This window comes from Mycolicibacterium septicum DSM 44393 (assembly GCF_000455325.1).
GTDB lineage: Bacteria > Actinomycetota > Actinomycetes > Mycobacteriales > Mycobacteriaceae > Mycobacterium > Mycobacterium septicum.
Window position 1 is genome coordinate 1,173,885 of record NZ_HG322952.1, and the last position, 21,802, is coordinate 1,195,686.

At 66.9% G+C, this 21,802-nt stretch carries 20 protein-coding genes; 10 read left to right on the forward strand and 10 right to left on the reverse strand.

The features are described from left to right. Positions 1 to 50 precede the first annotated feature (50 nt). The 4 genes from TX88_RS25480 to TX88_RS25495 are packed head-to-tail and all read left to right on the forward strand — an operon-like array spanning position 51 to position 5,603. Positions 51 to 1,541 carry an amino acid permease gene (locus TX88_RS25480; protein ID WP_044520768.1) on the forward strand — a complete coding sequence of 497 codons (1,491 nt, stop codon included), beginning with the start codon at positions 51 to 53 and terminating at the stop codon, positions 1,539 to 1,541. Continuing rightward, complete coding sequence (locus TX88_RS25485; protein WP_044520770.1) at positions 1,538 to 2,968, forward strand: FGGY family carbohydrate kinase; 1,431 nt, start codon at positions 1,538 to 1,540, stop codon at positions 2,966 to 2,968. The genes TX88_RS25480 and TX88_RS25485 overlap by 4 nt, the downstream gene beginning before the upstream one ends. Further along, complete coding sequence (locus TX88_RS25490; RefSeq protein WP_044520771.1) at positions 2,965 to 4,365, forward strand: NAD(P)/FAD-dependent oxidoreductase; 1,401 nt, start codon at positions 2,965 to 2,967, stop codon at positions 4,363 to 4,365. Before TX88_RS25485 ends, TX88_RS25490 begins: the two co-directional genes overlap by 4 nt. Then, entirely contained in the window at positions 4,362 to 5,603 is a 1,242-nt protein-coding gene (locus TX88_RS25495) for an NAD(P)/FAD-dependent oxidoreductase (RefSeq protein ID WP_044520773.1), read from the forward strand. Before TX88_RS25490 ends, TX88_RS25495 begins: the two co-directional genes overlap by 4 nt. On the opposite strand, the gene TX88_RS25500 is transcribed toward TX88_RS25495, so the two are convergent. Continuing rightward, positions 5,584 to 6,867 carry a cytochrome P450 gene (locus TX88_RS25500; RefSeq protein WP_044520774.1) on the reverse strand — a complete coding sequence of 428 codons (1,284 nt, stop codon included), beginning with the start codon at positions 6,865 to 6,867 and terminating at the stop codon, positions 5,584 to 5,586. The genes TX88_RS25495 and TX88_RS25500 overlap by 20 nt on opposite strands. A 3-nt stretch (positions 6,868 to 6,870) precedes the next feature. Then, complete coding sequence (locus tag TX88_RS25505; RefSeq protein WP_244438623.1) at positions 6,871 to 7,107, reverse strand: ferredoxin; 237 nt, start codon at positions 7,105 to 7,107, stop codon at positions 6,871 to 6,873. Between the two features lie 141 nt (positions 7,108 to 7,248). Between TX88_RS25505 and TX88_RS25510 the strand changes: the two genes are divergently transcribed. After that, a complete protein-coding gene (locus tag TX88_RS25510) occupies positions 7,249 to 7,842 on the forward strand; it encodes a TetR/AcrR family transcriptional regulator (RefSeq protein ID WP_044520776.1) in 594 nt (197 codons plus the stop codon). On the opposite strand, the gene TX88_RS25515 is transcribed toward TX88_RS25510, so the two are convergent. Further along, complete coding sequence (locus TX88_RS25515; protein WP_044520777.1) at positions 7,835 to 8,674, reverse strand: mycofactocin-coupled SDR family oxidoreductase; 840 nt, start codon at positions 8,672 to 8,674, stop codon at positions 7,835 to 7,837. The two genes, TX88_RS25510 and TX88_RS25515, sit on opposite strands and share 8 nt — an antisense overlap. 391 nt (positions 8,675 to 9,065) lie before the next feature. On the opposite strand from TX88_RS25515, the gene TX88_RS32930 reads away from it, so the two are divergent. Further along, a complete protein-coding gene (locus TX88_RS32930) occupies positions 9,066 to 10,478 on the forward strand; it encodes a hypothetical protein (protein ID WP_162563210.1) in 1,413 nt (470 codons plus the stop codon). Between the two features lie 114 nt (positions 10,479 to 10,592). Here the strand turns inward: TX88_RS32930 and TX88_RS25525 are convergent, their stop codons facing one another. The 5 genes from TX88_RS25525 to hsaA form a co-directional block, all read right to left on the reverse strand. Beyond that, on the reverse strand, positions 10,593 to 12,068 hold the full coding sequence (locus tag TX88_RS25525) for a hypothetical protein (protein ID WP_244438625.1): 1,476 nt from the start codon (positions 12,066 to 12,068) through the stop codon (positions 10,593 to 10,595). Between the two features lie 171 nt (positions 12,069 to 12,239). Next, positions 12,240 to 12,809, reverse strand: a complete 570-nt coding sequence (hsaB, locus tag TX88_RS25530; protein ID WP_044521980.1) for a 3-hydroxy-9,10-secoandrosta-1,3,5(10)-triene-9,17-dione monooxygenase reductase subunit — start codon at positions 12,807 to 12,809, stop codon at positions 12,240 to 12,242. Next, positions 12,809 to 13,684, reverse strand: a complete 876-nt coding sequence (gene hsaC / locus TX88_RS25535) for an iron-dependent extradiol dioxygenase HsaC (RefSeq protein WP_110918198.1) — start codon at positions 13,682 to 13,684, stop codon at positions 12,809 to 12,811. The genes hsaB and hsaC overlap by 1 nt, the downstream gene beginning before the upstream one ends. A gap of 26 nt (positions 13,685 to 13,710) precedes the next feature. Continuing rightward, positions 13,711 to 14,577 (reverse strand): 4,5:9,10-diseco-3-hydroxy-5,9,17-trioxoandrosta-1(10),2-diene-4-oate hydrolase, encoded by an 867-nt coding sequence (gene hsaD / locus TX88_RS25540; RefSeq protein WP_044520782.1) that lies wholly within the window; start codon positions 14,575 to 14,577, stop codon positions 13,711 to 13,713. A 3-nt stretch (positions 14,578 to 14,580) separates the two neighbouring features. Beyond that, on the reverse strand, positions 14,581 to 15,771 hold the full coding sequence (gene hsaA, locus TX88_RS25545) for a 3-hydroxy-9,10-secoandrosta-1,3,5(10)-triene-9,17-dione monooxygenase oxygenase subunit (RefSeq protein ID WP_044520783.1): 1,191 nt from the start codon (positions 15,769 to 15,771) through the stop codon (positions 14,581 to 14,583). A gap of 168 nt (positions 15,772 to 15,939) precedes the next feature. Between hsaA and TX88_RS25550 the strand changes: the two genes are divergently transcribed. Beyond that, on the forward strand, positions 15,940 to 16,998 hold the full coding sequence (locus TX88_RS25550; RefSeq protein WP_044520785.1) for a ferredoxin--NADP reductase: 1,059 nt from the start codon (positions 15,940 to 15,942) through the stop codon (positions 16,996 to 16,998). A gap of 28 nt (positions 16,999 to 17,026) precedes the next feature. Then, positions 17,027 to 17,596 carry a hypothetical protein gene (locus TX88_RS25555; RefSeq protein ID WP_044521984.1) on the forward strand — a complete coding sequence of 190 codons (570 nt, stop codon included), beginning with the start codon at positions 17,027 to 17,029 and terminating at the stop codon, positions 17,594 to 17,596. On the opposite strand, the gene TX88_RS25560 is transcribed toward TX88_RS25555, so the two are convergent. Further along, complete coding sequence (locus tag TX88_RS25560) at positions 17,525 to 18,040, reverse strand: Rv1443c family protein (protein WP_044520786.1); 516 nt, start codon at positions 18,038 to 18,040, stop codon at positions 17,525 to 17,527. The two genes, TX88_RS25555 and TX88_RS25560, sit on opposite strands and share 72 nt — an antisense overlap. A 60-nt stretch (positions 18,041 to 18,100) precedes the next feature. Between TX88_RS25560 and TX88_RS25565 the strand changes: the two genes are divergently transcribed. After that, positions 18,101 to 18,718 (forward strand): TetR/AcrR family transcriptional regulator, encoded by a 618-nt coding sequence (locus TX88_RS25565; RefSeq protein ID WP_044520787.1) that lies wholly within the window; start codon positions 18,101 to 18,103, stop codon positions 18,716 to 18,718. A 75-nt stretch (positions 18,719 to 18,793) separates the two neighbouring features. Here the strand turns inward: TX88_RS25565 and TX88_RS25570 are convergent, their stop codons facing one another. After that, entirely contained in the window at positions 18,794 to 20,923 is a 2,130-nt protein-coding gene (locus TX88_RS25570) for an acyl-CoA dehydrogenase family protein (protein ID WP_044520789.1), read from the reverse strand. 201 nt (positions 20,924 to 21,124) lie between these two features. Here TX88_RS25570 and kstR point away from each other — a divergent pair, with 201 nt between their 5' ends. Beyond that, on the forward strand, positions 21,125 to 21,802 hold the full coding sequence (gene kstR / locus TX88_RS25575; protein WP_029108285.1) for a cholesterol catabolism transcriptional regulator KstR: 678 nt from the start codon (positions 21,125 to 21,127) through the stop codon (positions 21,800 to 21,802).

Here is a 21,802-nt window from a genome sequence, read left to right on the forward strand (position 1 = left end):
GACCGAGCTCTTCTCCCGAAACAGTCAACTCCAGTCAGAAAGCCCGATCGATGACAAATTCTTCCACATCGCCGTACGGCTATACCGAGACGTTGGAACGCGGCACCGGCAAGTTCGCCTCCTTCGCCGTGGCGTTCGCGTTCGTCTCGATCGCCACCGGCATCTTCACCACCTACGGCAGCGTGCTCAACAGCTCCGGCCCGATGGGCATCTGGACCTGGCCGTTCGTCATCGTCGGACAGGTCGCGGTGGCCCTGCTGCTCGGCTCGCTGGCCGCCCGCATCCCGGTGACCGGCTACGCCTACCAGTGGGTGTCACGGCTGGCCAACCCCATCCTCGGCTGGATCACCGGCTGGATCTCCTTCACCTTCTTGGCGATCGTGGTGGTCGCGGTGGACTACACCGTCGCCGCCACCGTGGTGCCCGCACTGTTCGATTTCACCGGCACCCCGGCGACCTCATTCCTGATCACCGCCGGAGTGCTGCTGCTGCAAGCATTGCTGGTCGGGTTGTCGACCAAGTGGACCGAGCGGGTCAACAACTTCGCCGTCACCGCCGAGCTGATCGGGATGGTCGCCCTGGTGGTCCTGCTGTTCATCGTCGGCGTGATCGCGCACAAGCTCTCGGTCGGCAACCTGTTCTCCCGCGGAGATATCCCGGCCGAGGGTTATTGGAGCTTCGGCACCGCCACCTCGGTGGGCCCGTGGATGCTCGGCTTCCTGCTCGGCGCCTTCACCATCGTCGGTTTCGAGTCGGCCGCCAACCTCGCCGAAGAGACCAAGAACCCTGAAATCGTTGTGCCACGGGCAATGTGGCAGGCCGTGCTGGCCTCGGGCGTGCTCGGCTTCCTGTTCCTGCTGGTGGTGACCGCTGCTGTCAACGATCCGGCCACGCTGGCTCAGTCGGGCACCCCGATCGCCGACGTGATCCGCGACATCCTGGGCTCGTTCGTCGGCACCGCGCTGCTCATCCTGGTGGCCATCGCGATCTTCGCCTGCGGGCTGGTGATCCTGATGAGCGGCGTGCGCCTGGTCTGGGCGATGTCGCGCGATCAGCGCTTTCCGGGATGGCAGGTACTGCACAAGGTTTCACCGCGGTTCCGCACCCCGGCGAACGCCACCGTCTTCATGGCAGCCACCTCGGCCGTGATCCTCGGAATCTTCTCCACCAGCACCGACGCGCTGTTCAAGCTGTTCTCCGCGGCGACGCTGCTCCCCGCCACCATCTACGCGATCACCGTCGCCCTCTACATCGCGACCCGCAAGAAGCTGCCCCCGAGCGCCGGCTTCAATCTGGGCCGCTGGGAGATCCCGGTTCTGGCTGTCGCGGTGGTGTGGCTGGTGTTCGTGCTCTCCCTGTTCCGCGACGCGTCCTTCAAGGATCCTTGGTTGTACGTCCTGGCAATGGTGGCCATCGGTGCCGTGTACCTCGGCTACCTGCTGGTCACCCGCGGCAAGGAGGGTCTGAAGATGCCCGAACTGGCCTCGATCGACGCCGAACTGGACCATGTCGCAGGCGATACCGAGGATGCCGTGAAATGACGGTACTGGCCATCGACCAAGGCACCTCGGGCACCAAGGCGATCGTCGTCGATCCCCAAGAGGGTGTAGTAGGCGTTGCCGAGGTCGCTGTCCACCCCCGTTACCTCGACGGCGGCGGCGTCGAGCAGGACCCGGCAGAACTGCTGGAGTCCGTGCTCGGCGCCGGACGCGCCGCCCTCGATGAGGCCGGCCGCCCTGTCGACGCGGTTTCGCTGGCGAATCAGGGCGAGACGGTGCTGGCCTGGGATCCCGTTACCGGCAAGCCGCTGACCCCGGCCATCGTGTGGCAGGATCGCCGGGCCGAGGCCTTGTGCGCCGACCTCGGCGCACATGCCGACATGCTCGCCGCCCGAACCGGATTGGTGCTCGACCCCTACTTCTCGGCACCGAAGATGGCCTGGCTGCGCCGCAACATGGGAGCCGCTGCCGGCAGTGTGGTGACAACATCCGACACGTGGCTGCTGCACCAGCTCACCGGAGAGTTCGTCACCGATGCCACCACCGCCAGCCGCTCGGCGGCCGTGGAACTGGGCGGCCGGGACTGGAGCCCCGAGTTGCTCGCATTGTTCGGACTGGACGGCGAGCGGCTGCCCCGAATCGCCGGCAACGACGAGATCATCGGCACCACATCGGCTTTCGGAGCCGACGTCCCGGTCGGCGGCATCGTGGTGGACCAGCAGGCCGCGCTGCTGGCCGAGGCGTGCCTCGAGCCGGGCATGGCCAAGTGCACGTTCGGCACCGGCGCGTTCCTGCTGTCGAACACCGGGACCACCCCGGTGCGCTCGACCACGGGTCTGACCTCGTCGGTGGCCTGGCGGGTCGGCGGCATCGACTCGTTCTGCATCGACGGCCAGGTCTACACCGCCGCATCGGCCGTCAAATGGCTCACCTCGCTCGGCGTGATCAGCGGAGCCGCGGAGATGGATGCCATCGCCGAATCCGACAGCGGCGGGGTGATGTGCGTGCCCGCGCTGGCAGGCCTTGCCGCGCCATGGTGGAAATCGCAAGCCACCGCGACGATCTCGGGCATGACCTTGTCCACCGGGCGCGGCCACATCGTGCTGGCGGTACTGCAGGGCATCGCCGCACAGGTCGCCGAACTGGTGTCGGCGATCGACGCCGACGCACCACAGCTGACCAGGCTGCGTGCCGACGGCGGGCTCACCCAGTCCACGGTCCTGATGCAGGCCTGCGCCGACATCCTGCAGGTGCCCGTCGACGTGTATCCCTCGGCGCACGCCACCGCACTGGGCGCTGCCGCGCTGGCGCGGCTCAGCCTGGCACCCGAGCAGTCGGTGTCCGACGTCGTCGCCGACTGGACCCCGGCGGCCTGCTACGAACCCCGGTGGAGCCCGGCGCGCGCCGCCGAATTCCGCTCGGCCTGGCGAGAGCTGGCCGAAACCACGTATCACCAGGAGAATTCATGAACACCCCGACCTCCGGCGCCTTTGACGTCGTGGTCATCGGAGCCGGCATCGTCGGCTCAGCCATCGCACGTGAGCTGTCCGGATACCAACTGTCGGTCGCGCTGCTCGAAGCCCGCGACGACGTCGGCGACGGAACCAGCAAGGCCAACACGGCGATCCTGCACACCGGGTTCGACGCCAAACCCGGAACACTGGAATCCACCATGGTCAGCCGCGGCTACGAACTGCTGTCCGACTACGCGGCCCACACCGGGATCCCGGTCGAGCACACCGGCGCCATCCTGGTGGCCTGGGACGACGAACAGCTCGATGCCCTACCGGGATTGAAGGACAAGGCCGAGGCCAACGGGTACCACCGGTGCGAGATCGTCGACTCCGCGGCCGTGTACGCCGCGGTTCCCGACCTGGGGCCGGGCGCCCTCGGCGGCCTCACGGTGCCCGACGAGTCGATCATCTGCACCTGGACGGTCAACCTCGCGCTGGCCACCGACGCCGTCAACCGGGGCACCACCCTGCTGACCGATCACCGGGTGGAGCGCGTCGAGACCGGCGCCGAGGGCACCACGCTGCACACCTCCGCGGGCACGGTGCGCACGCGATGGGTGGTCAACGCAGCCGGTCTGGGCGCCGATGTCATCGACAACCTGTTCGGCTTCTCGCGATTCACCGTGACCCCGCGCCGCGGCGAGCTCATCGTCTACGACAAGCTGGCCCGGCCGTTGGTCGACAAGATCGTGCTGCCGGTGCCGACCTCGCGCGGCAAGGGAGTTCTGGTCAGTCCCACCATCTACGGCAACGTCATGCTCGGCCCCACCTCCGAGGACCTCACCGACCGCAGCGCGACCGGTACCTCGGAGAGCGGATTCGAGTTCCTGCTGGAAAAGGGGCGCGCGCTGATGCCCCGACTCCTTGCCGAGGAGGTCACCGCGACCTATGCCGGGCTGCGCGCGGCAATCGACCACGGGGACTACCTGATCGAGGCCGATCCAGCGCAGCATTACCTGCTGGTCGGCGGCATCCGGTCCACCGGCCTGACCGCGGGCATGGCGATCGCGGAATACGCCCGTGCTCAACTGGTCTCGGCCGGCCTTGAGCTGACCCCGGCCGGCGATCTGCCCGACCCGCCGCAGATGCCCAACCTCGGCGAGGCGTTCCCCCGTCCCTATCAGCAGGCCGAGAAGATCGCCGCCGACCCCGCGTACGGCCGGATCGTGTGTTTCTGCGAACGGGTCACCGAAGGTGAACTGCGCGATGCCTGCCATTCCGTCATCCCACCCGCGGCCTTGGAAGGCCTGCGTCGACGCACCCGCGTGATGAACGGTCGCTGCCAGGCTTTCTTCTGCGGTGCCGAGGTGCAGTCCGTGTTCGAGCGGGAATCTCAGGAGAGCAAGCAGTGAGCAGCATCTACGACGTCGCGATCATCGGCGGCGGGCCCGCGGGCCTGACCGCCGCGGCCGAGCTGGCCCGCGACTCAAGCCTGAATGTGGTTGTGCTGGAACGCGAATCCGAGGCGGGGGGCATTCCGCGGCACAGCGACCATCCGGGCTACGGCATCCGCGACATGAAGACGTTCATCGGCGGGCCGGCCTACGCGCGCCGCTTGGTCCGCGAGGCCACAGCGGCCGGGGCCGAGATCCGGACGGCCACCATGGTCACCGGCTGGGCCGGCGACAGGTCCCTTGAGCTCACCTCCCCCGCCGGGCGCGAACGCCTCGACGCACGTGCGGTCATCCTGGCCACCGGCGCCCGCGAGCGGGCGCGCCCGGCCCGGATGATCCCCGGCGACCGGCCCGGTGGCATCTACACCACGGGGCAGCTGCAGAACACCGTGCACCTGCAGCACCGCGGCGTGGGCAAGCGCGCGGTCATCGTCGGGGCCGAACTGGTCAGCTACTCGGCGGTGCTCACCCTCAAGCATGCGGGATGCGAAACCGCATTGATGACAAGCGAATACCCGTCACCCGAGTCCTACGCGATGTTCAACATCGCCGGCCGGACCCCGCTGATGAACGTCGAGGTCGCCACCACGACCCGGGTGACCCGCATCATCGGCAAGGGCGTCGTCGTCGGCGTGGAAGTCGAGAACACGCGGACCGGGCAACGCCGCATCGTGGCCTGCGACACCGTGGTCTTCACCGGCGACTGGATTCCCGACCATGAGCTGGCCCGCTCCGCCGGCCTCGCCATGGACCCGAGCAGCCTGGGGCCCGTCGTCGACACCGCGCTGCGGACCAGTCGGGAGGGGGTGTTCGCGATCGGCAATCTGCTGCACCCGGTGGACACCGCCGACATCGCCGCTCTGGACGGCCGTCACGTGGCCGCGCAGGTGCGTCGCCACCTCGACGGTGCGCCCACGCCGGACCGGGCGATCCGCATCGAGGCTGCGGCCCCGCTGCGCTGGGTCGCCCCGGGTCTGCTGCGGCCGGGCGATCCCGCGCCCGCGCGGCACCGACTGCTGCTGTGGACCGACACCCTGGTGCGTATCCCGAAAGTGGTTGCCCGCCAGGACGGAAGGGTCGTCGGCCGCAAGACCCTGCCGTGGCCGGCCTCACCGGGCCGGGTGTTCCGGGTGCCGTCCAGCATCCTCGACGCGGTCGATCACCGGGGCGGACCGGTCAGCCTTTCGCTGGGGTGAACGTGATGTTGAGTTCGGTGAGGCCCCGCAGCAGGAACGTCGGCTCGTAGGTGTAGTTCCGTCGTCCGGCCGGGCCGTGGGCGGATTCATCGATCCCGATGTCCCGCATCCGGTCCAGGAGGCGACGGACGGTGATCTGACCTTCGACCCGGGCCAGCGGCGCCCCGGCGCAGGTGTGGATGCCCCGGCCGAAAGCGATGTGCTCACGGACGTTCTTGCGATCCGGACGGAACTCGTGCGGATCGTCGAACTTGCGGGGATCGCGGTTGGCCGCGCCCAGGCACAGCATGACGATGGTCCCGGCCTTCAGGTGCACCCCACCGAGGGTGGTGGTCTTGCGGACGAGCCGGAAATCGATCTTGGTCGGAGAGTGCATCCTCAGAGCTTCCTCGATGAAAGTCGGGATGCCGTCCGGGTTCTCACGCAGTGCCTGTTGAAATTCCGGATTGTCGCCCAAGGTCTGCACGGCGGCGCTGAGCAGCTTGGTGACGGTCTCCTGGCCGGCGGCGAACAGGAACGTGGCGGGCTTCACCACCTCCAGCAGCTCTGGCGTCGAACCGTCGGGATAAGTCGCGGTGGCCATGCCGGAGAGCACGTCGCCGCGTGGCTCGCGTCGGCGTTCCGCGAGGTAACCGGCGAACTTGTCGTCCAGATACTGCAGGGGGTCGAGCCCGACGGGCTCACCGTCGAGGGCCCCGACGCGGTTACCCTCCGGCCGCTCGGCGCCCAGTGCAGCAAGGAATTCGGGGCGGTCTTCCTCGGGAACACCCAGCAGGTCGATGATCGCCGAGGTGGCAAAGGGTTTGGCGTACTCGGAGAGGAATTCGCACTTACCGTTGTCGATGAACCGGTCGAGCTGGCGGTCCACCAGCTGCCACATGTAGTCCTCGTTCTCCTTGAGCCGCCGCGGCGTCAGCAGCTTGCTCAGGAGCGAGCGCGCCCGCTCGTGCTGGGGCGGGTCCATCACGACCATGTGCTCGTGGATCGGGAACAGGTGGCGGTGCGCCTCGATCTGCTCGGTGATGTCGTCGCCCTCGGGTTCGAAGGGCAGCGGCGGGAACAGACCGCCGATCGCGTTCACGGCCGAGAACGAGGCATGGTCCTTGAAGGCAGCCATGACTTCCTGGTAGCCGGTCACCGCGACCACACCGTGGTGCGGTTCGGCGAACACCGGCCCGTTGCTGCGCAGGTACTCGTAGTACTCGTAGGGATCCTGTGCGACGGCCGGGTCGGCGAAGTAGTCGACGGAGGCGAGATCGGTCATGGCTCACTGGCCTTTCGTGCTGGTGTTGAGCAGGCTGATCGCCTGGCGCGGGCAAGCGTCGACAGCGGATTTGACGTTGTCCCAGGTACGTTGATCCCACTGGCCGTCCGCCGGGGCGGCGCCGGCCACCTCGTCGTCAGACAGGTCGAACACCTCAGGGGCAAGTTGGATGCACAGTGCATGTCCCTCACACAGACCGGCATCCACCTCGACCCGGGTCGTGCTCATGTCTTCGGGCATCGGTTTCCTCAGTTCAGAATTTGATCAATCGATCAAACCGTTAGGATGGCTCATGCTTACCACCCCCGACCTTCGGCGGTCAAGGATCTCGCACGACCAGGTACATATGTTGTCGGGCAATGGTTTTCAGAGGCTGCACTGATGCCGGCGACACGATCGACCAAGGACAAGGACGCGGGCACCCGTAAGCGCCTGATCGAGGCAACTGCCCAGGTCATCCGCGACGAGGGATACGCCGCGGCCACCACCCGGAGGATCGCGGCCGTGGCCGGCGTCCGGTCGGCACTGGTCTACTACTACTTCGACACCCTCGACGACCTGTACATCGCGGTGCTGCGCAGCGGCGCCGATGCGGCCCTGACCCGGCTACGCGAGGCCATCACCACCGACGATCCGCTGCGGGCGTTGTGGCTGATCAACTCCGACTCGCGGGTGACCGGGCTCAACACCGAGTTCATGGCGCTGGCCAATCACCGCAAGGCGATCGGCGTCGAGCTCAAGGCCTACTCCGAGCGCGTCCGCGACATCGAGGCCGCCGCCATGGCCGGGGTACTCCGCGCCCACGGTGTGGACATGGAGGAGTTCCCGCCCGTGGTGATGTCGATGCTGCTCACCCAGTCCGCCCGCAGCCTCTGCAACGAAGAGGCGGTCGGCGTGACCGAGGGCCACGCCGAGTTCCGCGCCTTCGTCGAGCGGTTCCTGCGCCGGTTCGGCAGCGACCAGGCCGCTACTTGAGCATGCTGCCCGCGTCGACCGTGACCGGCAGGCCGGTGATGTAGCGAGCCTCCTCGGAAGCCAGGAACAACACCGCATTGCTGATATCCACGGGCTCCACCCAGCCGACCGGGAGAACGTGCATCAACTGGGCGACCACGGCCATGTCGTCGGGACCCGGGTTCTCCAGGTCGGGACGGAACAGCTTCATCGTCCCCTCGTTCATGAACATCGGGGTGTTCACGTTCGTCGGGCACACCGAGTTCACCCGGATCGAGTGCTGCCCCAACTCCACTGCGAAGCTACGCATCAGACCGATCACACCGTGCTTGGCTGCGATGTAGTGACCGGTGTTCGGGTACGCCTTGAGCCCGCCGACCGAACTGGTGAGGACGATCGAACCGCCCCGGCCACCGGAAAGCAGATGCGGTACGGCAGCTTTCACGGTCTTCCAGACGCCGGACAGGTTGACACCGATCATGTCGTCCCAGTCGGATTCCTTGGTCTTGTCCAGGGTGTCGCCGCCGTTGCCGATACCGGCGTTGGCCACCACGATGTCGAGCCGGCCCAGCTGTTCGACACCGCTGTCGACAGCCGACTTGAGCGCGTCGAAATCGCGCACGTCGACCTCAGCGGTGACGATGCGACGGTTCAGCCCCTTGACCAGATCGGCCGTCTCGGCCAGATCGTCCGGGGTCGATGCCGGGATCGCACTGGTATCGGTAACCGGGCGACACACGTCGACAGCGATGATGTCCGCACCCTCTTGCGCCAATCGCAGCGCGTGACTACGCCCCTGCCCGCGCGCCGCACCCGTGATGAATGCAACCTTGCCTTCTACCCGGCCTGCCATCGCCACCTTCTTTCAGTTTGATCGAACGATCAAACTATGAATATCGACGCAGGCGATGTCAAGACCCTTGTTGATCATTTGATCAACACACGACGCGCAGGCACCCATCGCCCCTTCCGATGCCCGTAAACACGGTTATGGGTTGCCTCTCAGCCCGTTCTCAGGTGGCTCATAGCCAACCCGGGCACCGCGATCGCAGCCGGCGACCACCGGGAACACCCGCCCCCACCTGCGCAGATTGCTGGCCGGAGGCCGTCACCCCACAGGAAGTTCACAGGTATATAGCTGCCCTAAGTGTGGTTAGCCATACCTATTGTTTCTTAGGTAAGTCTCAGCTAACGTCTGACCGCCGCCGTAGGGGCGGCGTATTTATTCGAAAGAGGAGATCTTCGTGCAACAAGCACTTCCGTGGTCGGGCGGCGGCCGGATGAACAAGTTCGTCGTCGGCGGTATCGCGGCGCTGGGCGCCGGCGTCATCGCCGTCAACCCGATCGCCACCAGCCCCGCCCTGATCGAGGCCCAGCACCGCGCGGTCCAGCTCGTGGCCGACGCCACCGCTTCGCCTCTGGACGTCTACGGCGAGCTGTTCAACAACACCATCACCAACATCAGCACCCTCGGTGGACAGCTCGCGGCGAACCCGTTCCCCGTCCTCAGCACGATCGCCGCGAACCAGCAGGGCTACGCCGAGCAGATCGGTGCGGCCATCGAGGCCATCCCGACCACCCTGCAGAACTGGTACGAGAACGGTGGCCGGGAAGGAAGCGCGGGCAAGGTCTACGTAGCCGCCATCCAGACCGCACTCGAAGCGGGCGATTTCAACACCGCATACGACAACTTCAACAAGTTCTTCCTGTTCGCCCTGCAGAACTCGGTTCTGCCGGTGTTCAACGTCCTGTTCACGATTCCCCCGCAGATGGCACAGAACTTCGCGGATGCGGTCACCGCGGTATCCAGCTCAGGCACCCTCGTGTACGGGCTTTTCCAGTCCGCCTTCGCACCGATCAGCGGCGCGGCATTCGAGACGTCGCGGGTGAGCGACGCCATCTCGGCGGCCATTTCGTCCGGCGACGTGGAAGCCGCACTCACCGCGGTGGTCAACGCACCCGGCATCATCGCGAACGCGTTCCTGAACGGTTTCGACTACAACGACGCGGACACCACCGAAGCGTGGTCGGGATTGTTCTCCCCCAAGGGAACCCGGGCCAGCGGTGGTCCGATCTCACAGCTGCTGGTCACCATTCCGCAGAAGATCGCCGCCGCCATCACCAACTCGACCGCCACGACGGCCTCCACGACCGGAGCCACCGTGGTCACGGATGCCCTTGCACCGGTGAGTGATTCGACGACATCCGCGGCTGTCAAGACGTCAGTCACCGACCTCGGCAGCGGCACCGACGCCGCCGACGCGGCCGAGGCCGCAGCCGCTTCGACCGGCGTCACCGCGAAGACCGCCAAGGCCGCACTGACGGCGAAGGCCGCGACTGACACGGCCACCGACACCGCGGACGCGACAGCTGCGAGCACCACCGATGCGGCTGCCACGACGGCGACCGAGGAGACCAAGTCGGAAGAGGCCAAACCCGCGAAGGCCGAGTCGAGCACCGACGGCAAGCCCGGCGGAAACCGGCTGAGCTCGGCCGTCAAGAAGCTCAGCGACAAGGTCAAGGGCTCGAAGAGCAAGGCCGTCTCGTCGGACGCCGGTGACAGCTCGGCCTCCACCTCGGCATCGGACTCGAGCAGCGCGTCCAAGAGCGAGAGCAAGCACGCCAAGAAGGCAGCGGGCCACAAGTCCGCCGCCTGATCACGGCACAGCACAACTGGGCCCTCTCCGCGAGGAGAGGGCCCAGTTCTGTCTGCCCTGCAACGAAACTGGGCCCCACCCTTGCGGATGGGGCCCAGCTACGCGCAGCGCTATCTACTCGGACGAGGAGCTCGAGCTTCCCTTGGAGTCGCTGGAGCCCTTGGAGTCGCTGGATACCTTGGACTTCCCGGAGTCGGTGGACTTGGTCTCCTTGGCCTTGGCCTTGGCTTCCTTGGCTTCCTTGGCCTTGGCCTGCCGGGCTTCCTTGGCTTCGCTGATCTTGGCCTTGATCCGGTCCGTGACCTTGGTCTTGCCCGTGGCCTTGGTATCGGCGGTGACCGACTTGGTCGTCACCGGCGCCGTGACCGCCTCGGCGGCAGCCTCTTCCGTCACTGCCGGAACGGCACTGGCCGCCGGCGTCTCGACCTTCACTGCCTCGACAGCCGGGGTCTCGACCTTCGGGGACTCGACGGCCGGGCTCTCAGCCTTGGGCGCCTCGACGGCCGGGGCCGCTTCCTTGACCGACTCGACGACCGACTCGGTCAGTGCCGCCTTGGGCGTAACCGAGGAGACCAGCTGAGCGGAGACGCTCGTCGGCACCGCCGTCGGAGCGACCTCCGGGGTGTTGTCGATGGCATTGGCGAGGGTCTTGGGGATGTTCACCAGCAGGTTCTGCAGCAGACCCGCGACCACCCGGGCGCCTCCCTGCTCGCCGGGCTCGGCCCAGGTGAGCAGGGCCGGCCACTCGGTGTAGCCGCCGGTGCCCGTCTCGGGGTCGGGGTCGGAGTACTTGAATCCGTTGAGCGCCGCGTTGACGAGGATCCCCGGCGTGTTGACGACGGCGTTGAAGGCTCCCTGGATATCGCCGGCGGCCACGGTGGTGCTGATCGCCTCGGCAACGCGCGCGAGCTCGAACACCGGACCGCTGACCGTTGCGAAGGCACCCTGGAACACGGCGCTGACGACGACACTCGAGGTGAAGGTGGCAGCGATCAGGTTCGTGACGTTCTGCGCGATCTGCTCGGGGATGCCGGCCAGGTACTCAGTTCCGCCGCGCGGAATGCCCGAGAGGATGAACCCGGGAGCGATCAGCGAACCGAAGGCGCCCTGGAACGCGTACAGCATGGAGTGGTTGAACCACCGGTACGCCTCGCCGATGTCTCCGGCCTCGAGTGCGGCCTGCGCCTGCGCCAACCGTGCCTGCCCGTTGGGGCCGTTGTACCAGTTCTGCAGGTTGGTGGGGATGGCCTCGAACGCCGCGCCGAACTTGCCCGCGTAGCCCAGCTGGTTCTCCAGCACCTGGTTCAGCAACGGTGCCGGGTTGGCTGCGATCGCGGAGCCCAGCAGCTCGAGGTTGCTGAAGGTGTTGCTGAACAGCGTCCCGTAGACGTCGACCGGGGACGCGGTGGCATCCATCGTCGCCGTCAGGTCGTAGGCGAGGGTCTTGGCCTGCTGAACAATCGTCGAGTTCTGGGCAACTGGGGTCACCGCGATGGCGCCGGCACTGACCATTGCGACGCCGGCGATGAGGAACCGATCCTTCCGGCTCACCGCAGGGGCGGCGCCGGAGGAGAGGGCGGGAAGGGGCACGAAATCTCCTGAAAGCTGATAATTGACTGTGGAACGACCAAAAATTAGCTTAGCGTTCCCTAAATATCAATAGGTATGCCTACCCTGACTTCCCGCGGCGTAAATATGTGCTGAAACACGGACTGGGCCCCCTCCGCGGGAGGGGGCCCAGTCCGTGTCAACGATGAAAAGTTAGAGCCAGGTGTCCGACGTAGTAGCGGTGAGGAACGCATCCAGATCGTCACGCCACTGCGCCGGGGTGTTCTTGTCCGGCTCGATCCCGGTGTACTCGCCGCGGTAGAACAGCAGCGGCCGGGGCTTGCGTTTGGGAACCTCGGACAACGAGTGCACCGCACCGAACACCACGAAGTGGTCGCCGCCGTCGTGCACGGAGTGCACATTGCAGTCGATGTGGGCGAGGCTGCCGTCGATCACCGGAGAGCCGAGTTCCGATGGCGTCCAGTCGATCCCGGCGAACTTGTCCGGCGCCTTGGAGCCGAACTGCGCGGACACATGCTGCTGCTTCTCGTGCAGCATGTTGACGCAGAACTTCCCGCTGGCCTCGATGGCCTGCCAGGCCCGCGACTGCTTGGTGGGGCAGAACAACACCAGCGGCGGGTCGAGCGACAGGGCGGCAAACGATTGGCAGGCAAAGCCGATCGGCACGTCATCGTGAAAGGTCGTGATGACCGTGACGCCGGTGCAGAACTGGCCGAGCACATTCCGGAACGTGCGCGGGTCGAGCGGCTGAGCCTGTGTCATCACTTGAAGCCCACGGAGAAGTCGTGGCCCCAGAGACTGATCCCGACACTCTCCCGGGCGATCCAGCTCTCGTCCTCGACTTCGAGTCCCTCACAACCGAATTCCATGTCGAACCCACCCGGGGTCTTCATGTAGAAGGACAGCATCTTGTCGTTGATGTGCCGGCCCAGAGTCGCCGACATCTTGACGTTCCGGCGGTTGGCGCGATCCAGGCACAGGCCGACGTCGTCGGAGTTCTCCACCTCGACCATCAGGTGCACGATGCCGGTCGGGTTGGGCATCGGCATGAAGGCCAGCGCGTGGTGGCGCGGGTTGCAACCGTAGAAACGCAGCCAGACCGGATCACCGTCGGCCGGGCGACCCGCGAGCTGCGGGGGCAGCTGCATCGAGTCGCGGAGCCTGAAGCCCAGCACGTCCTGGTAGAACGCCTGCGCTGCGGCATCGTCGTTGCAGGTCAGCACCACGTGCCCGAGGCCCTGCTCTTCGGTGACGAACTTGTGGCCGTAAGGGCTGACGAACCGGCGGCCCAGGTACTGCGCACCGTAGAACGCCTCCAGGACGTTGCCTGCCGGATCGGAGAACCGGATGAAGCCCTCGACCCGGCGTTCGCGGATCTCGTCCCTGCTGCCCTCGACGAAATCGACGCCGGCCTTGGACAGGCTCTCGCGCAGGATCTGCAGCGCAGGAGCGTCGGCAACCTCCCAGCCGGAGACCAACAGCCGGTCCTGGTCGCCGGGCACGATCACCAGGCGAGCAGCGAAATCGTCCATCCGCAGGTAGAGCGCGTCCGGGATGGACCCCTCGCCCTCAACCATGCCGAGCACTTTCACACCGAACTGGCGCCATGCCGCCACGTCGGTGGCCTCGATGCGCATGTAGCCGAGTGCCTTGATGCTCACGGTCAGCCTCCCAGGAAATCGATGGTGAGCTTGTTGAACTCGTCGAACTTCTCGACCTGAGCCCAGTGTCCACACTGCCCGAAGACGTGCAGTTGCACCCGCGGAATCTGCTTGACCGCGACCAGTGCGCCGTCGAGCGGGTTGACCCGGTCCTCACGGCCCCAGATCAACAGCACCGGCTGGCGCAGCTTGTACACGTCGCGCCACATCATTCCGAGCTCGAAGTCCGCACCGGCGAACGACTTACCCATCGCCCGGGTGGCGGCCAGCGACTCCGGCGTGCTCGCGATCGCGAACCGCTCGTCGACCAGCTCGGGGGTGACCAGCTTCTGGTCGAACACCATGATCCGGATGAAGGCTTCGAGGTTCTCGCGCGTCGGTTCGAAATTGAACTTGGCGAGCGCCTTGACACCCTCGGTCGGGTCCGGCGCGAACAGGTTGACGCTGAGCCCGCCGGGGCCCATCAGGATGAGCTTGCCCGCCCGGTCCGGGTAGTCCAGCGCGAAGCGGACCGCGGTGCCGCCGCCGAGCGAGTTGCCCAGCAGCGGGATCCGGCCCTGCAAACCGAGGTGGTCGAACAGCCCGAGCAGCGCCTTGGCGCTGTAGCGGTTGTACTGCTCGTGCTCGGTGTGCTTGTCGGAGTGCCCGTAGCCGGGCTGGTCGACCGCGAGCACGTGGTAGTGCTCGGCCAACACCGCGATGTTGCGGCCAAAGTTCGACCAGCTCGATGCGCCGGGGCCACCGCCGTGAAGCAGCACGATGGTCTGCGCGTTCGGATCGCCCGCCTCGTGGTAATGCAGCCGCATGTCATCTCTGACCTGGGCGTACCGGGAGGTGGATTCGAAAGTGATCTCCTGCGTCGCGGTCATGTATCAGACCATCGTGTCGGCCGGGGGCAGGCCGAACTCGTTGTTGCCGAAGATCAGGTAGGCACGCTCGGGATCGTTGGCGGCGTGCACGCGGCCGGCGTGCGCATCACGCCAGAACCGCTGCACCGGAGCGTCATTGGACAGCGCGGTGGCACCCGAAGCCTCGAAGAGGCGGTCGATCGAGGCGATCGACCGGCCGGTGGCGCGCACCTGATCGCGACGGGCGCGGGCGCGCAGCTCGAACGGGATCTCCTCGCCGGCGACCAGCAGCGCGTACTCTTCGGCGACGTTGCCGGACAGCTGACGCCAGGCGGCGTCGATGTCGCTGGCCGCCTCGGCGATCCGGATCTTGGCGAACGGATCGTCCTTGGCCTTCTCGCCGGCGAATGCCGCACGGACACGCTTGCCCTGGTGCTCGACGTGCGCGTCGTAGGCGCCGTAGGCCATGCCCACGATCGGGGTGGAGATGGTGGTGGGATGGATTGTGCCCCACGGCATCTTGTACACGGGAGCGGTGTTGGTCTCATAGCCGCCGGCGGTGCCGTCGTTCATCGCCTTGTAGGACAGGAAGCGGTGCTTGGGCACGAACGCGTCCTTGACCACGACGGTGTTGCTGCCGGTGCCGCGCAGACCGACCACGTTCCAGACGTCGTCGATCTTGTAGTCGCTGATCGGGATCAGGAAGCTGCCGAAGTCGACCGGCCGGCCGTCCTTGATGACCGGGCCACCCAGGAACGCCCAGGTGGCGTGGTCGCAACCCGAGGACCAGTTCCAGGAGCCGTTGACGATGTAGCCGTCACCGGTCTCGGTCACCACGCCGGCACCCATCGGGGCGTAGGAGGAGGAGATCCGAACCGCGGTGTCCTCGCCCCAGACATCTTCCTGAGCCTGCTGATCGAACAGGGCCAGGTGCCAGTTGTGCACGCCGATGATGCCGGCCACCCAGCCGGTGGAACCGCAGGCGCTGGCCAGCCGCCGGACCGCCTCGTAGAAGACGGTCGGGTCGCACTGCAGGCCACCCCACTGTTCGGGCTGCAGCAGCTTGAAGAAACCGATGTCTTCCAGCGCCTTCACGTTCGCATCGGGCAGCTTGCGCAGATCCTCGGTCTCCTGAGCGCGCTCACGCAGCGTCGGCAGCAGTTCATCGATGCCGGCCAGAACCGCCTGCACGTCACGCTGTTCAATGGATGTCACGGAAATGCCTCCCAAGATTCGGACTGCGATAAGCGCGAGCTGACCGCCTAGACAGAGATTAGAACACGTTACGATTTGTGTCGAGTAGCGCCTTGCAATGGTGGGCTGGACCAGGGCAAGTACGTTTTTGTAACATGTTCTAGTTATGAGCGAAGAAAGGGTCCAGCTGTGACTGATGAGCCACTGGGCAGCCATGTCCTCGAACTGCAGGTGAGTGCGGTCATCGAGGAGACGGCTGACGCGCGGTCCCTGGTGTTCGCCGTACCCGAGGGTTCGAACATCCCTGCCGACCGGTTGCGCTACGCCCCGGGACAGTTCCTGACCCTGCGGGTACCGAGCGATCGCACCGGCTCGGTCGCCCGTTGCTACTCACTGTCCAGCTCGCCGGTGACCGACGATCAGCTGACCGTCACCGTCAAGCGGACCGTCGACGGCTACGCGTCAAACTGGCTGTGCGACAACGCACACGCCGGGATGCGGATGCACGTGCTGGCCCCGTCCGGGACGTTCGTGCCCAAGAATCTCGACACCGATTTCCTGCTGCTGGCCGCCGGCAGCGGTATCACCCCGATGATGGCGATCTGCAAGTCCGCGCTCGCCGAGGGCAGCGGCAACGTCGTCCTCGTCTACGCCAACCGCGACGAGAACTCGGTCATCTTCGGCGCGACCCTGCGCGAGCTGGCCGCCAAGTACCCCGACCGGTTCACCGTCGTGCATTGGCTGGAGACCGTACAGGGGCTGCCCAGCCCCGCCGCCCTGGCCGGGCTCGTCGCGCCCTACGCCGCACGCGAGGCCTTCATCTGCGGACCCGGACCGTTCATGGCAGCGGCCGAGCAGGCGCTGCAGCAGGCCGGTGCCGCCGACGAGCGCATCCACATCGAGGTGTTCAAGTCGCTGGACTCGGACCCGTTCGCCGCCGTCGTCATCGAAGAAGACGACAGCGACCAGGGCCCGGCCACCGCGATCGTCACCCTGGACGGCACCACCCACGAGGTCCGCTGGCCGCGCTCGGCCACGCTGCTCGACGTCCTGCTGGACAAGGGCCTGGACGCACCGTTCTCCTGCCGCGAAGGCCATTGCGGCGCATGCGCGGTGCTCAAGAAGTCCGGAGACGTCGAGATGAAGATCAACGACGTGCTCGAACCCTCCGATCTCGACGAAGGCCTGATCCTGGGTTGCCAGGCCACGCCCGTGTCGGATTCGGTCGAAGTCACCTACGACGAGTAACGAGCGGATACCTTTCTTGACGATGACGATCAACAGGCTCTTCGCAGCGAGCGCGGCAGCAGTGCTGACCTCGGCGGCGCTGACGTTCCCCGCGTCGGCCACTGCGGCCGCGAACTCGGCCGTCACCTCGATCCCGAGCCCCCAGGGCACGATCGAGATGCACGTCAACGCCGACTGCGCGGGCACCCAGTGCACGTTCAACACTCAGGCCAACCTGCTCACGCCGGACGGCCCCATCGGTTTCCCGGGTGACGCGTGGGCGCGGCAGACCATCACGCTGCGCAGCACGAACAAGGACACCTGGCAGGAGGCCTCCTACAGCGCGCCGGCCGGGATGCCCAGGGAGATCAAGGGCTCCAACCACGACAACGTGCTGTCGAAGCTGTACCGATCGGTCAACAAGGTCGAGATCTCGGCGACCTACTTCGGCGGCGGACCGCTCGAACGGTTCCGCATCGAGGGTGTGTCGACCCCCACCGAGTGGCGGACCGGCCAGCCCAACACGAAGGACCAGTTCATCATCTGTTCAGTGATCCAGGTGGTCTTCGGAGGGGTCAACCTGACCACGCCGACCGCCTGCACCCAGACCGGCTTCTGACATGTGCCTGTCCACGAGCTTGCGCCACCGGCGGTGCCGGTAGGCGTAGATCCCGCGGGCAAGCATCACCACCACGGAAGTGAGTCGGCCGGCGTCGATCTCGACGGTGTCGCTGTACCGGCACGACTGATCGGTGACCGGTTCGGCGTGCAGGGTGTGGTCCCACGAGCGCAGCACCCCGCCGTACTCGTGGGTGCGGATCGTGCGGGTGCCGTCGTCGACCTCGAGAACCTCGATGGTGTGCCGGTAGGCCGGGATCAGGTGAAAGGCGAACAGCCAACCGGTGCCCCGGTCTCCGGCCTGGAACGGTTCGGTACGGCCGGCCAGGGCCGGCACGCCGAACAGACCGCGGCAGACGTAGAGAAATGTCGGGACCTGCTGCATGGCCTGCCACACCCGTTCGGTGTCGGCGGGCAGAATCGTTTCAACGTGGATGCGCTGCATGTCACCAATTTTCGAGAGTCGCGCAGCGGCTGACTACTCGCTTTTCGCGCGGAGGCGACGATGACCCCGACCGACCGATTCCGGGCCCGTAAGCAGCCCAGACAGCAACGCGCCGTCGAAACCCGGCAGGCCATCCTCGACGCGGCGGCTCGCATTTTCGCCGAGTACGGGTACGCCGCGGGCACCACCAACCGCATCGCCGAAGCAGCGGATCTGTCGATCGGCTCGCTGTATCAGTACTTCCCGAACAAGGACGCGATCCTGTCGGCGCTCACCGACGCACATGTCGACGCCGGTGCGGCGCTGCTGCGCGAGCGCACGGCCGAAGGCCTGCCCGAGTCACTCGAAGACCTGCTTCGGCTGTTCGTCCGGGCGACCATCGACAACCACCGCGACGACACCCGCCTGCACCGCGTGCTGTTCGAAGAGGCTCCTCGATCGCCGGGCCTGCTGAACCGGCTGCACCACACCGAAGAGGACGCCGTCAGCGCGGCAAAAGCCTTGCTGGACAGCCGCTCCGACGTGGCGGTGGCCGATACCGCATTCGCGGCACGCATGGTGGTCGCGACCGTCGAGTCGCTGACACACCGGCTGCTGGCCTGCGAGAAGCCCGCCGATGCCGAACAACTCGAGGACGGCATCGTCGCGATGCTGGCGGGGTACCTACGGGGTCACTAACCCGCGCGAGCAGACGCGTCGGTACCCGAAAATGACACTTCACGGGTACCTGCGCGTCTGCTCGCGGAGGTGGTCCTAGCGCGGCAGGCCGAGCAACCGCTCACCGGCAACGGTCAGCAGGATCTGCTCGGTGCCACCGGCAATCGTCAGGCAGCGCGTGTTGAGGAAGTCGTGCACCTCGCGGTTGCGCACCACACCGCCGCCGTCGGACAGTTCCAGCCGGAACTCCGCCAGCGTCTGGCGGTAGCGCACACCGATCAGCTTGCGGGCGCTGGCCTGCGCGCCGGTGTCCTGACCGCTGACCGCCAGCTGGGCGATCCGCTGATCCAGCAGTGAGCCCACCTGAGCCGTCAGGATCAACCCGCCGAGGCGGTCCAGATCGGCCGGGTCCACGTCAGGCTTCGCGCCGAGGGTGCGGAGCAGTTCCTCCATCGGATTGCCCAGCGCAGTCCCGCCGGCCATCGCCACCCGCTCGTTGGCCAGCGTGGTGCGGGCCAGCCGCCAGCCGTCGTTGACGGTGCCCACCACCATCTCGTCGGACACGAACACGTCGTCGAAGAAGACCTCGTTGAACAGCTCGTCACCGGTGATCTCGCGCAGCGGGCGGATCACGATGCCCGGCGTCTTCATGTCGATCAGGAAGTAGGTGATGCCCTTGTGCTTCGGGGCATCGGCGTCGGTACGCGCCAGGCACACGCCCCAGTGCGCCTTCTGCGCCGCCGAGGTCCACACCTTCTGGCCGGTCAGCTTCCAGCCCGGCTCACCGTTCGGGCCTTCCGCGCGAACAGCTTTCATGCGCAGGGCGGCGAGATCGGAGCCGGCGCCCGGCTCCGAGAACAGCTGGCACCAGGCCAGGTCACCACGCAGGGTCGCCGGCACGAACTGGTCGATCTGCTCGGGGCTGCCGTGCTCCAGGATGGTCGGCACCGCCCACCAGCCGATCACCAGATCCGGGCGCTCCACCTCGGCCGCGGCGAGCTCCTGATCGATCAGCAGCTGTTCGGCCGGAGATGCGTTGCGGCCGTAGGGACGTGGCCAGTGCGGAGCCAGCAGCCCGGACTCGGCGAGGGCCACCTGGCGCTTCTCCGCCGGCAGCGCGGCCACCTCGGCGACCGCGGCACTGATCTCCGGGCGCAGACCCGCCACCGACTCCAGATCGATGCGCAGCTCACGCCGCACACCTTGCTGAGTCAGTGCGGAGACCCGGCGGATCCACCGGCGCCTGCCACCGAGTGCATGCGAAATCCCATATGCGCGACGCAGATACAGATGCGCCTCGTGCTCCCAGGTGATGCCGATACCGCCGAGCACCTGGATGCAGTCCTTGGCGTTGACCTCGGCGGCGTCGATGCCCGCGGCGGCCGCGACCGCCGCGGCGACCGACAGCTGCGAGTCATCGGATTCGGACACCGCGCGCGCCGCGTCGGCCGCCGAAACCGAAATCTGCTCGGAGCGCAGCAGCATCTCGGCACACATGTGCTTGACCGCCTGGAAGCTGCCGATCGGCTTGCCGAACTGCTCGCGCACCTTGGCGTACTCGGTGGCGGTCTGCAGGGTCCAGCGCGCCAGCCCGGCGGCCTCGGCTGCCAGCACGGTCGCGGTGATGTCCTCGAACCGCTGCCGCGAGACCTCGAGCACCTGTGCGGGGGCCGAATCGAGCACGACCCGGGCCAGTGGCAGCGAGAAGTCGGTGGCGGTGAGCAGTTCGACAGTCACCCCGGCGGCGCTCGCGTCGACCAGAACCACGCGGTCCCCGGCAGGCAGCAGGAGCACCCCGGCGGCGTCGGCGCCCAGGACGTACTCGGCGGTGCCGGAAACCTTGTCGCCGGACAGCGTCAGGTCCGCATTCAGCGCCGCACCGGCGGTGCGCTCACCCGACACCAGGGCCTGCAGCACGGCCTCGTCGGTCACGATCAGGGTGGCCAGGGCCGTGGTGGCCACGGGACCGGGCACCAGCGCGGCAGCGGCTTCGTCGACCATCGCGCACAGGTCCTCGACCGTGCCGCCGGCCCCGCCCTGCTCCTCCGGAACGGCAACGCTGAAGATCCCTAGTTCGGCGAGACCCTGAAACGGCCTGCGCCATGCATCGGCATCATGTTCGCCGGACCGGACCGCCGCGGCGGTATCGGTTGCACCGGCCCAGCTCCTTACCAGGTCACGGGCGGCAAACTGCTCGTCGGTGATCGTCGCAGACGCGCCGGACATGGTGGACCTCCTAGCCCCTAAAGCGAGAAGTCCGTGCTTCCCACTAGAACGTGTTCTAATGGTGACAGTGTTCGACCGTCAAGTCGACCCGCATCACAGCAGGACACGTCCGTGTGTTTACCGGCGCGGAGGTGCGTAGAAGGAGATCGCCGTGCGTATCGTTTTCGATGAGGTACGCGACGAGAGGGGGCCACACACCGCATGTCCAGCGCACCACAGCAGGCAGGCAGCGAATCGTCCGGGTCGGACACCCGACCGCGTGAGGTTCTGAACGTGGCAGTCCTCGCCGAATCCGAACTCGGCTCCGAAGCACAGCGGGAGCGCCGCAAGCGCATCCTGGACGCGACCCTGGCCATCGCCTCCAAAGGCGGCTACGAGGCCGTCCAGATGCGCGCCGTGGCCGAGCGCGCCGATGTCGCCGTCGGCACGCTCTACCGCTACTTCCCTTCCAAGGTCCACCTCCTGGTGTCCGCCCTCGGCCGGGAGTTCGAGCGCATCGACGCCAAGACCGACCGCGCCGCACTCGCCGGCGGCACCCCCTATCAGCGGCTGAGCTTCATGGTCGGCAAGCTGAACCGGGCCATGCAGCGCAACCCGCTGCTCACCGAGGCGATGACGCGGGCCTTTGTCTTCGCCGACGCATCCGCCGCGGGCGAGGTCGACCACGTCGGCAAACTGATGGACTCGATGTTCGCCCGGGCCATGAGCGACGGTGAGCCGACCGAGGACCAGTACCACATCGCCCGGGTCATCTCGGACGTGTGGCTGTCCAACCTGCTGGCGTGGCTGACCCGGCGGGCCTCTGCCACCGACGTCAGCAAGCGACTCGACCTGGCCGTGCGGCTGCTGATCGGCGCCGAGGACAAACCTAAGATCTAG